Here is a 375-nt window from a genome sequence, read left to right as displayed (position 1 = left end):
CGGCCTCCCGTGAAGTTTCTTTGATCGTATCCGCCACGGCTACCAATCCGACATAGGCGCCATCCACAGCGACCAGCATCGCTGTTTTCCCAGCGTTCTCCAGTTCATTCATATGCAGCTGGGCGGAGTCAGCTATCGCGACGCCTTCCCTGCTCATCAACCGGCGTGTACCTGCAAGTACCCGCTTGCCTTCCACATGAGCCTTTACGCCATAACCCGGAATATTTTCAAAATCTGCCGGTTCCACCAGTTCAATGCCGCGTTCCACAATCCCCTTTACAATGGCTTCCGCCAGTGGATGCTCCGAGCTTTTTTCTGCCGCACCGAGCCAGCGCAGCAGATCCGTTTCAGCCAAGCCGCCCTCTTCGACAACAA

At 56.0% G+C, this 375-nt stretch carries 1 pseudogene; it reads right to left on the bottom strand.

Features of this window, described 5'->3' with window-relative positions:
• Positions 1-375, bottom strand: a pseudogene (locus WG8_RS27745) (HAD family hydrolase); the annotation flags it as partial.

Source organism: Paenibacillus sp. Aloe-11 (assembly GCF_000245715.1).
Classification (GTDB): Bacteria; Bacillota; Bacilli; order Paenibacillales; family Paenibacillaceae; genus Paenibacillus; species Paenibacillus kribbensis.
Note: the sequence above shows the minus strand (reverse complement) of the source record. Positions and strands in the feature narration are given on the sequence as shown.